Consider the following 10053-nt stretch of genomic DNA (forward strand, 5'->3'; position numbering starts at 1 on the left):
TGGCCGCATGCGAACGAGCATTCTACCCGGAAACGATGGAGAGGAAAGTGGCGATATTCCACGATGCTGGCACAGCGCTTTGACGGGGCTCACTTAAAATAAGGGCGTTTTGCTCAACTTCAAGCCGTTCAAGACAGAAGTTAGTTGTTGATTTAATGGGCAAAGCACCCACAAAAGCAATGGGCGGGTGCATCCGGCGCTTTCTGCTACCATGGCGCCTCTGTTACTTCAGGTGTCTGATCATGGCATTTCGCCCACTTACGGCCAAAGTACCTGCCGTTCTACTACGCGAAGCCAAGCCGCTGAAGGCCATTCTCGGCCACGCTCAACGCCTGGGTCATCTGCAACGTTTGCTCGAAAGCCAATTGCAACCCGCCGCTCGCGAGCATTGCCACGTGGCCTCCTGGCGCGAAGGCAGTTTGTTGCTGATTGTCACCGACGGTCATTGGGCAACCCGCCTGCGCTACCAGCAGAAGCGCCTGCAACGGCAACTGCAAATGTTCGACGAGTTTGCCAATCTGACCCGGATCCTGTTCAAAGTTCAACCGCCGACCGTTCAGCAAGGTGCGGCCGGGCATACCATGGATTTGTCCAACGACGCGGCAGCGACCATTCAGGCCACGGCCGATGGCATCAGCGACCCGAATTTGCGGGCAGCGCTGGAGCGGTTGGCGGCGCACGCCAAATCCAGGACCTGATACAGAACCCATGTGGGAGCAGGCTTGCTCCGGGCGGCGTTCCGACGAATGCGGTACATCAGTCACATCAATGTTGAATGTGCTGACGCCTTCGCGAGCAAGCCCGCTCTCACATTGACTGTGTTCGCTCAAGCTAGCGGCGTTTTTTGCTGCCTAGCAACGAGCCCATCAAGCCGCGCACCAACTGTCGTCCAATCTGGTTCGCCGCCTGTTGCATCGCCGATTTCAGCGCCTTCCCTGCCGCTGTACCGAGAAACTCTCCCGCCTGCTCGGTGAAGCTCGGCTCCTGTTTGCCCTGCTCCGCTTCGGGCTCAGGTGCCAGCCCCTTGCGTCCCATCAGCACCTCATAGGCTGACTCGCGGTCGATCGGTTGGTCATAACGCCCTTTGAACGGTGAGCCTGCGATCAATATCGTGCGCTCGGTTTCGCTCAAAGGCCCGATCCGCGATTGCGGCGGTGCCACCAGCACCCGCTGGACCATTTCCGGTGTGCCCTTTTCCTGCAGGGTGCCGACCAGCGCCTCACCGATCCCGAGTTCGGTCAACACCGACAACGCATCGAACGCAGGATTCGGGCGGAAACCTTCGGCCACTGCGCGCAGGGACTTCTGCTCCTTGGCGGTGAACGCACGCAGACCGTGCTGGATGCGCAAGCCCAACTGAGCCAGTACATCATCCGGCAGGTCACCTGGCGACTGGGTGACGAAATACACGCCCACGCCTTTCGAACGAATCAGCCTCACGACTTGCTCCAGACGATCACGCAATGCCTGGGGCGTGCCGTTGAACAACAAGTGAGCCTCGTCGAAGAACAGCGCCAGCAACGGTTTGTCGGCATCGCCACGCTCCGGCAACTGCTCGAACAGCTCGGCCAGCAGCCACAGCAGGAACGTCGCGTAGACTTTCGGCGCTTCATGCACCAGGCGGCTGGCATCGAGCAAATGAATGCGCCCACGGCCATCCGCAGTGGGTTGGAGGATGTCTTCGAGTTGCAGCGCCGGCTCGCCAAACAGGGCTTCGGCGCCCTGTTGCTCCAGGGTCGCCAGTCGTCGCAGCAGCGCCTGGCTGGAACCGGTGGTCATCAATGCCGCATCGTCGCCCAGCAACTGGGGGTTGTCCCGCAGATGATTGAGCAACGCCTTCAGATCCTTGAGATCGAGCAACAACAGGCCTTCGCGGTCCGCCACCTTGAACGCGGCATACAGCGCCGACTGCTGACTGTCTGTCAGTTCCAGCAGGCTGCCCAGCAGCAGCGGCCCCATTTCACTCAAGGTTGTGCGTAAAGGATGACCGGACTGACCGTGTATGTCCCACAACGTCACCGGATAAGCCTGAGGCTTGTGGTTGAGCCACGGCATCCCGGCAATCCGCTCGGCGATCTTGCCCTGGGGGTTGCCGGCGGCGCCAAGGCCGCACAGGTCACCCTTGATGTCGGCGGCGAACACCGCCACGCCGGCATCGCTGAAGGCTTCGGCCATTCGTTGCAAAGTGACGGTTTTGCCGGTGCCAGTCGCGCCCGCGATCAAACCGTGGCGGTTCGCCAGGCGCATGGCCTGGGCAATCGGCTGCCCTTCGAGATCGGCGCCGATAACGAGTTGCAATGAGTCAGGCATTTGGTCACCCATGATTAATCTTTGGTCCTACACGGCCGATAGAGATAACGACAAAGCAGTCAGACACGATCTGGTCGGAAATTTCCCTAAGGAGAGTCGGAAAATTCACTTGCTTTCAACCTTGCCCGTTGTGCGCCCCTTTATAAAAGCACGCGCTGGACATTAAGACCTTAGCGGAACCCCAAGCCATGAACAAAAATCTGCGTTTCAGCCATAAAATCCTGCTTGCCGCCGCCCTCATTGTGATTGCCGCCTTCGCCTCATTCACCCTGTACAACGACTATTTGCAGCGCAACGCCATCCGCGATGACCTGAAAAATTATCTGCAGCAAATGGGTGCAGTGACCGCCAACAACATCCAGACTTGGTTGAACGGACGCAGCCTGCTGATTGAGAACCTGTCACAAACTGTCGCGCTCAACCCCGATGCCGACAACGTTTCCAGCCTGCTTGTACAAAAAGCCGTGACCTCGACCTTCATGGGCGCCTACCTCGGCAGCAAGGATGGCTCTTTCATCATTCGCCCGGACAGCAAGATGCCCGATGGCTATGACCCGCGAGCACGCCCCTGGTACAAGAGCGCGCAAGGCAGCAGCGGTTCGGCATTGACCGAGCCTTATATCGATCTGGCCTCCGGCCAACTGGTGATTTCCATTGTCGACAGCGTTATCAAGGACGGCCAGAACATCGGCGTGGTCGGTGGCGACCTGAGTTTGCAGGTGATCGCCGACAGCCTTGGCACGCTGGATTTCAACGGCATCGGTTATGCCTTCCTGGTCAGTTCCGACGGCAAGATCCTGGTGCATCCCGACAAAGCGCTGGCGATGAAGACGCTCAAGGATGTCTACCCGCAAGACACGCCGGCCATCAGCAGCGCAATCAGCGAAATCCAGGTCGACGGCAAAACCCGCATCGTGACCTTCACCCCGATCAAAGGCTTGTCGTCGGTCAACTGGTACATCGGTCTGTCGGTCGACAAGGAAAAAGCCTACTCGATGCTCAGCGAATTCCGCACCTCGGCTGTGGTTGCGACCATCATTGCCGTGGTCATCATCATCGCCCTGCTCGGCACGCTGATTCGCATCCTGATCCAGCCGTTGCACGTCATGACCCGCGCCATGGCCGACATCGCCGACGGCGAAGGCGACCTGACCAAGCGCCTGACCATCCAGAACAATGACGAGTTCGGCACCCTCGGCACCGCGTTCAACCGCTTCGTCGAGCGCATTCACGGCTCGATCCGCGAAGTGTCCTCGGCCACCGGGCAGGTCAACGAAGTGGCATTGCGCGTAGTGGCCGCTTCCAACTCGTCGATGTTCAACTCCGACCAGCAAGCCTCGCGCACCAGCAGCGTGGCGGCCGCCATCAACCAGCTCGGCGCCGCCGCCCAGGAAATTGCCCGTAACGCCGCTCAGGCTTCGAGCCAGGCCAGCGATGCCCGCAGCCTGGCCGAAGACGGCCAGCAAGTGGTGGACCGCAGCATCGTGGCGATGAATCAACTTTCGAGCATGCTCAGCGCATCGAGCTCCAACATCGAGTCGCTGAACAGCAAAACGGTGAACATCGGGCAGATTCTCGAAGTGATCACCAGCATTTCCCAGCAAACCAATTTACTGGCACTCAACGCAGCTATTGAAGCCGCCCGCGCCGGTGAAGCCGGTCGCGGTTTTGCCGTGGTGGCGGACGAGGTGCGCAACCTGGCACACCGCACGCAGGAATCGGCGCAACAGGTGCAAACCATGATCGAGGAGCTGCAGGTCGGCGCCCGGGAATCGGTCAGCACCATGAGCGACAGTCAGCGCCACAGCCAGGACAGCGTGGAAATCGCCAACCTCGCGGGCGAGCGCCTGAACAGCGTGACGCTGCGTATCGGTGAAATCGACGGCATGAACCAGTCGGTGGCTACCGCGACCGAGGAACAGACCGCCGTGGTGGAGTCGATCAACGTCGACATCACCGAGATCAACACGCTGAACCAGGAAGGTGTGGAAAACCTGCAATCGACCTTGCGCGCGTGTTCGGACCTTGAGCAGCAGGCGGCGCGGTTGAAGCAGTTGGTAGGCAGTTTCCGTATCTAGCGCCTGAACTGGCGCCATCGTCGAAGCGCCGCCCGGAGCAAGCTCGCTCCCACAAAGTTGTCACTGAACCTGTGGGAGCGAGCTTGCTCGCGATGAGGGCGGCACATTCAGAAGTGATGGGACTGACAGTCCGCTTTCGCGAGCAAGCCCGCTCCCACATTTGATCGGGGATAGCCACAGATCCGCTGGTAAACACATATCCACAAGCGAGCCTGCTCGCGATAGCGGCCTGTCAAACACTACAAAACCCCGCTGACGCCCCCACCCGCACAACCCCAACCGAACATCTATCCTTCATATAGGTCAACCAAAGGAGTATCAGGACCGGAGGATCGTTCATCGTGCATATCGCTGACATCACCATGTTCTACGCCCCTGCCAGCGGTGGCGTGCGCACTTATCTGGATGCCAAGCACCGTCGCCTGGGCATCAAACCGGGTATTCGCCACAGTTTGTTGATTCCCGGATCTTCTTTTGGCGAGCAGGATGGCATTTACACCGTTCCGGCACCTGCCCTGCCCTTCGGCAAGGGCTATCGCTTCCCTCTGCGTCTCGCGCCCTGGCGCAATGTCCTGCAAGACTTGCAACCCGATCTGATCGAAGTCGGCGACCCCTATCTCACCGCATGGGCGGCGCTGGATGCACGGCGGCAACTCGATGTACCGGTCATCGGCTTTTATCACTCGGACCTGCCGCTGCTGGTCAGCAACCGCATGGGCCATTGGGTGACCAACAACGTCGAGGCTTATGTGAGCAAGCTCTACGGCAACTTCGACCGGGTCCTGGCGCCCAGCCGGGTCATGGCCGACAAGCTCACCGGGCTTGGGGTCAGGAATGTCTTCGTGCAACCGCTCGGTGTCGACCTGCAAACCTTCAATCCCGATGCCAGAGACCCCGGGCTGCGGGCCGAACTGGGCCTGGACGAAAACACCCGCCTCTTGATCTTCGCCGGGCGCGGTTCCAAGGAAAAAAACCTGCCGGTGCTGCTCGACTGCATGAAACGCCTGGGCCGACGCTATCACCTGCTGCTGGTTGGCTCGTCGATGCCCACGGCCGTGCCGTCCAACGTGACGGTGATCGACGAGTTCTGCCCGGCAGCGCAGGTGGCCCGCCTGATGGCCAGCTCCGACGCCTTGCTCCACGCCGGCGATCAGGAAACTTTCGGCCTGGTAATTCTGGAGGCCATGGCCAGCGGTATTCCGGTGGTGGCCGTGGCGGCCGGGGCCTTCGAGGAAATCGTCACCGAGGACTGCGGCCGGCTCTGCACGCCGAACAATCCTGCCGCGATGGCCACCGCCGTTCGAGAACTGTTCGGGTCGGGCAGCGTAGCGCTAGGCCGACAAGCGCGATTGCATGTCGAACGGCATTACGCCTGGGATACGGTGGTCAACAGCCTGTTGCGCCACTATCACGCCGTGCTCGGCAGCCAATGGCCGCTGACAGCCAATGGTTGAGTCCATGAACAGTCCCGCTTTACTGCTGGTACTGCACGACGTGGCACCGCCAACCTGGGCCGATTACCAGCCGTTCGTCAAAGCCGTCGACGCCTTGGGTGGCGTACCGATCACCTGGCTGGTGGTACCGGATTTCCACAAACACAACAATCTGGACGCCCATCCGCAATTTTGCCGCCAGCTCAGTGCCAGGGCTGCCCGCGGCGACGAACTGGCGCTGCATGGCTATTTTCACTACGACGACGGGCCGATGAGCAGCAATCCCCGCGACTGGTTCATGCGTCGGGTCTACACCCACGAAGGCGAGTTTTACCGTTTGTCGCAGGAAGCCGCCCTCACCCGCCTGCGTTCGGGCATCGAGATGTTCCGCCGGCATGACTGGCCGCTCGAGGGGTTCGTCGCCCCGGCCTGGCTGATGAGCCAAGGCACTCGCCAGGCATTGCGCCAATTGCCGCTGAGTTACACCAGTAACTCGCAACATTTATACCGGCTACCGGATTTCAACGCGTTCGAGGCACCGGGGCTGGTCTGGAGCGCGCGCAGTGCCTGGCGCCGGGGTGTATCGAAGCTCGTCAGCGACCGGTGTGAACAACGCTGGCAGCACGCCCCGGTGATTCGCCTGGGCCTGCACCCGGTGGACATGCGCCATGAGTTCTCGCGTCGATACTGGCTACAAACCCTCGAACGCCTGCTCGACAACGGACGGGTGCCAATGACCAAGGCCCACTGGCTGGCGCTGCAAAACGACCGACTGGGCCGTGCCGCCTGAGTCGCGCTCTTGCTGCAATTGCTCCCACAACCGCGCAGCATCAGGAAACTCCGTACCGGTTTCAGGCCCCATGTCATCCGGGTCGTAGCGGCTCAGGCAACCCTCGCCCAGCGTGGCGGGAGCCTTGGAGGTGGCTTTTTCCAGTGGATCGGCCATGGTCATGTCCTCGGTGCAGAAACGGCGAAGGGCCTGAAGCGATTGAACGCCCAGGCCCTTCGAATTTCAACTGTGACGAACGTCAGTCAGAAGACGACGGTCTTGTTTCCGTGCACCAGCACCCGGTCTTCCAGGTGATAACGCAAGCCACGGGCCAGCACCATCTTCTCGACATCACGGCCGAAACGCACCATGTCTTCAATGCTGTCACTGTGGCTGACGCGTACCACGTCCTGCTCGATGATCGGGCCGGCATCCAGCTCTTCGGTCACATAGTGGCAGGTCGCGCCGATCAGCTTCACGCCACGCAGGGAGGCCTGGTGATACGGCTTGGCACCGACGAACGACGGCAGGAAGCTGTGGTGAATGTTGATGACCTTGTGCGCGTATTCGCTGCACAGCTCGGGCGGCAGGATCTGCATGTAGCGGGCCAGCACCACCACTTCGGCGTCGTGCTGCTTGACCAGGCGCGAAACCTCGGCGAAGGCCGGCTGCTTGTCCTGCGGATTGACCGGGACGTGGTAGTACGGGATACCGTGCCACTCCACCATGCTGCGCAAGTCATCATGGTTGGAAATCACACAGGAAATTTCGCAGTCCAGTTCATCGCTGTGCCAGCGGTGCAGCAAGTCGGCCAGGCAGTGCGACTCGCGGCTGGCCATCAGGACCACGCGTTTCTTTTGCTCGGTATCGGTGATGCGCCAGTCCATCGAGAACTCTTCGGCGATCGGGGCAAAGGCTTCACGAAACGCTTCGATACCAAATGGCAGGGAGTCGGCACGGATTTCGTGACGCATGAAGAACCAGCCACTGAGATTGTCCGAGTGATGGCTCGCTTCAGTGATCCAGCCGTTGTGTGATGCCAGAAAGTTACTGACTTTGGCAACGATGCCAACACGGTCCGGGCAAGAAATCACCAGACGAAAAGTGCGCATGAGGGGGAAACTCCAGAACTTCGCAAAGGCCGCCATTCTAGCGATTGCGCAGCAAAACTGCAGTATTGTTGACGTTTCACCCTGCCGGAAGGTCGGTGCGGCAGGGCGGGCAGCACCAGTGCCTGTTCGCCCGGACGCTCTAGCGGTGCAGGTCAATTGTTAATTTATGTATATCCGACAGACAATAACTGCATTACCAATGTGCGCCAAAACCACAGCAACTAAATTAAATAAAGTTGGCTTAAATGTTTACTTGATGAAACACCGTGACTATTATTGCCGCACTGTCACCTGCCATCCAGCGCACAACATAAGGTAGTCCACATGTCCTTGATCAACGAATACCGCGCCACCGAAGAAGCTATCAAAGAGCTGCAAGCCCGTTTGAAGAACCTGTCCCAAGACGACAAACTGCAAACCGAGCTGGAATTCGAAGGCAAACTGCGCACCCTGATGGGTGAGTACTCCAAGTCCCTGCGTGACATCATCGCGCTGTTGGATCCAGAATCCAAAACCAAAGCACCACGCGGCGGTGCTGTGAAAACTACCGGCACCAAGCGTGCTCGCAAAGTTAAACAATACAAAAACCCGCACAACGGTGAAGTCATCGAAACCAAAGGTGGCAACCACAAGACTCTGAAAGAGTGGAAAGCCAAGTGGGGCGGTGACGTGGTAGAAGGCTGGGCTACCCTGCTGGGCTAAGCCTCAGAGCTTGTCGCAGACGGATCCGTGACAAAAAATAACGCCAGCAAATGCTGGCGTTTTTTTATGCGCGGTGTTTAAGCCCAGGCATGTTCGATTTCAAAGATGCAAACGCTGGCGCAATCCCTGGACATAATCCTGCCACTCACTGAGCACCCCCTGCTGAAACGGAGTAGCACTAACGCTCAATTGGGCCGCGGTTTCTACAAAACTTTCAAGGGTATTTGGCGCCCCCCACTCGGGTTCTGACAAACGTTTCTGACAGAATATTCGCCAGCGTTCTTGCTCCTCGGAATTCAACGTCTCGGGAAAGTTGCGGGCGCGATATCGAAACAGCAATTCAGGCAAACGTTCGTCATCGAAAGGCCACTGCTCTTGTGCCAATTGCATCGGGTCAACGGTTCTGACTTGTTCACACAATCGCCGATCCCGATCACCGATAAATCCATCATATAACTGTTGCTCCGGATCCTGGCTCGGGGAAAAGTCTTCGCGGGCATAAATCGCCAGGACTTTATCCAGCCAAACTTTCTGCGCGTCATTTAGCCGCAACACCCGCTGCTGATATAGCGCCATATCCAGCCCCAGGCGTTGCTGGTCTTCTTTGCGAAGTACCGACAACGGTGCCACCACCGGGCACTTGTTGATGTGAATCAGCTTCAACGGCACCGGCAACTCGCCTTCGGCCAGTTCGTCGCGGCGGGTATACAAGCGCTGGCGCAAACTTTCGGCATCCAGGTCAAGCAGGCCCTGGGGGTCGAGGTGCAGGTCACAGACAATCAGGGCGTTCTTGTTGCGCGGGTGCCAGGCCAGCGGCAACACCACACCCACATAGCTGCGCGCGGCCGAAAATCGCCCGGAAACATGCACCAGCGGTTGCAGCAGGCGTATCTGGTCCATGACTTTCTGCTTGCTGCGCAGTTGAAACAGCCAGTCGTACAGCTTTGGCTGTTTTTCCCGTATCAGGCGCGCCAGGGCGATCGTCGCGCGAACGTCTGACAGTGCTTCGTGGGCATTGCCATGATCGATGCCGTTGGCAGCGGTCAGGCGTTCGAGCTTGAGCGTGACCCGCCCCTCGTCATCGGTCGGCCAGACCAGGCCATCGGGGCGCAAGGCATAGGCGGCGCGCACCACATCGATCAGGTCCCAGCGGCTGTTGCCGCCCTGCCACTCCCGCGCATACGGGTCGAAAAAGTTTCGGTACAGACTGTAGCGGGTCATCTCGTCGTCGAAACGCAAGGTGTTATACCCCGCGCCACAGGTACCGGGCGCCGCGAGCTGGGTATGCACCCGGGTCATGAAGTCGGCTTCGCTCAAGCCTTGCGCCTGCAGTTGCCCGGGGGTGATTCCGGTGATCGTGCAGGCAGCCGGATGCGGCAGGATGTCATCACTGGGCTGGCAGTAAAGATTGACCGGCTCGTCGATTTCATTGAGATCGAAGTCAGTGCGCAGGCCGGCCATTTGCAATGGACGGTCGCAACGGGGATTGATGCCAGTGGTTTCGTAGTCGTACCAGAAGATGGAGGTCACGGGCGATTCCTGAACTGAAGATCGGCAAAGTCTAGGCGTTCACCTCCCGCCCCGGCCAGTAATCTTGTCATTCAAGCAGCTTGCCCGGCTCACCATGCAATACATAGTTATGTCGGTCT

General features: G+C 59.3%; 8 protein-coding genes. 5 read left to right on the forward strand and 3 right to left on the reverse strand.

Annotated elements, in window-relative coordinates; genetic code table 11:
- The first annotated feature begins 242 nt into the window (after positions 1-242).
- Positions 243-698 carry a DUF721 domain-containing protein gene (locus KGB28_RS17865; protein ID WP_150813310.1) on the forward strand — a complete coding sequence of 152 codons (456 nt, stop codon included), beginning with the start codon at positions 243-245 and terminating at the stop codon, positions 696-698.
- 133 nt (positions 699-831) lie between these two features.
- Here KGB28_RS17865 and KGB28_RS17870 read toward each other — a convergent pair whose 3' ends face one another.
- Positions 832-2310 (reverse strand): helicase HerA-like domain-containing protein, encoded by a 1479-nt coding sequence (locus KGB28_RS17870; protein ID WP_223446738.1) that lies wholly within the window; start codon positions 2308-2310, stop codon positions 832-834.
- A gap of 188 nt (positions 2311-2498) precedes the next feature.
- Between KGB28_RS17870 and KGB28_RS17875 the strand changes: the two genes are divergently transcribed.
- The 3 genes from KGB28_RS17875 (at position 2499) to KGB28_RS17885 (ending at position 6611) form a co-directional block, all read left to right on the forward strand.
- Complete coding sequence (locus tag KGB28_RS17875; protein WP_223446739.1) at positions 2499-4388, forward strand: methyl-accepting chemotaxis protein; 1890 nt, start codon at positions 2499-2501, stop codon at positions 4386-4388.
- Positions 4389-4729: 341 nt separating this feature from the next.
- Positions 4730-5842, forward strand: a complete 1113-nt coding sequence (locus KGB28_RS17880; protein ID WP_223446741.1) for a glycosyltransferase family 4 protein — start codon at positions 4730-4732, stop codon at positions 5840-5842.
- Positions 5835-6611, forward strand: coding sequence for a DUF2334 domain-containing protein (locus KGB28_RS17885; protein WP_223446743.1), 777 nt, complete (start codon positions 5835-5837; stop codon positions 6609-6611). The genes KGB28_RS17880 and KGB28_RS17885 overlap by 8 nt, the downstream gene beginning before the upstream one ends.
- A gap of 242 nt (positions 6612-6853) precedes the next feature.
- Here the strand turns inward: KGB28_RS17885 and purU are convergent, their stop codons facing one another.
- The gene (gene purU, locus KGB28_RS17890) at positions 6854-7702 is read right to left on the reverse strand and encodes a formyltetrahydrofolate deformylase (RefSeq protein ID WP_007993692.1); all 849 of its coding nucleotides are present in this window, start codon (positions 7700-7702) and stop codon (positions 6854-6856) included.
- Positions 7703-8026: 324 nt separating this feature from the next.
- Here purU and mvaT point away from each other — a divergent pair, with 324 nt between their 5' ends.
- Positions 8027-8404, forward strand: a complete 378-nt coding sequence (mvaT, locus tag KGB28_RS17895; protein ID WP_007933316.1) for a histone-like nucleoid-structuring protein MvaT — start codon at positions 8027-8029, stop codon at positions 8402-8404.
- Positions 8405-8503: 99 nt separating this feature from the next.
- Here mvaT and sbcB read toward each other — a convergent pair whose 3' ends face one another.
- Positions 8504-9934, reverse strand: a complete 1431-nt coding sequence (gene sbcB, locus KGB28_RS17900) for an exodeoxyribonuclease I (RefSeq protein WP_223446745.1) — start codon at positions 9932-9934, stop codon at positions 8504-8506.
- Positions 9935-10053: the final 119 nt, after the last annotated feature.

Origin of the sequence: Pseudomonas sp. BF-R-19 (genome assembly GCF_019956445.1) — a bacterium.
In the GTDB taxonomy this organism is placed as follows: Bacteria; Pseudomonadota; Gammaproteobacteria; order Pseudomonadales; family Pseudomonadaceae; genus Aquipseudomonas; species Aquipseudomonas fluorescens_BH.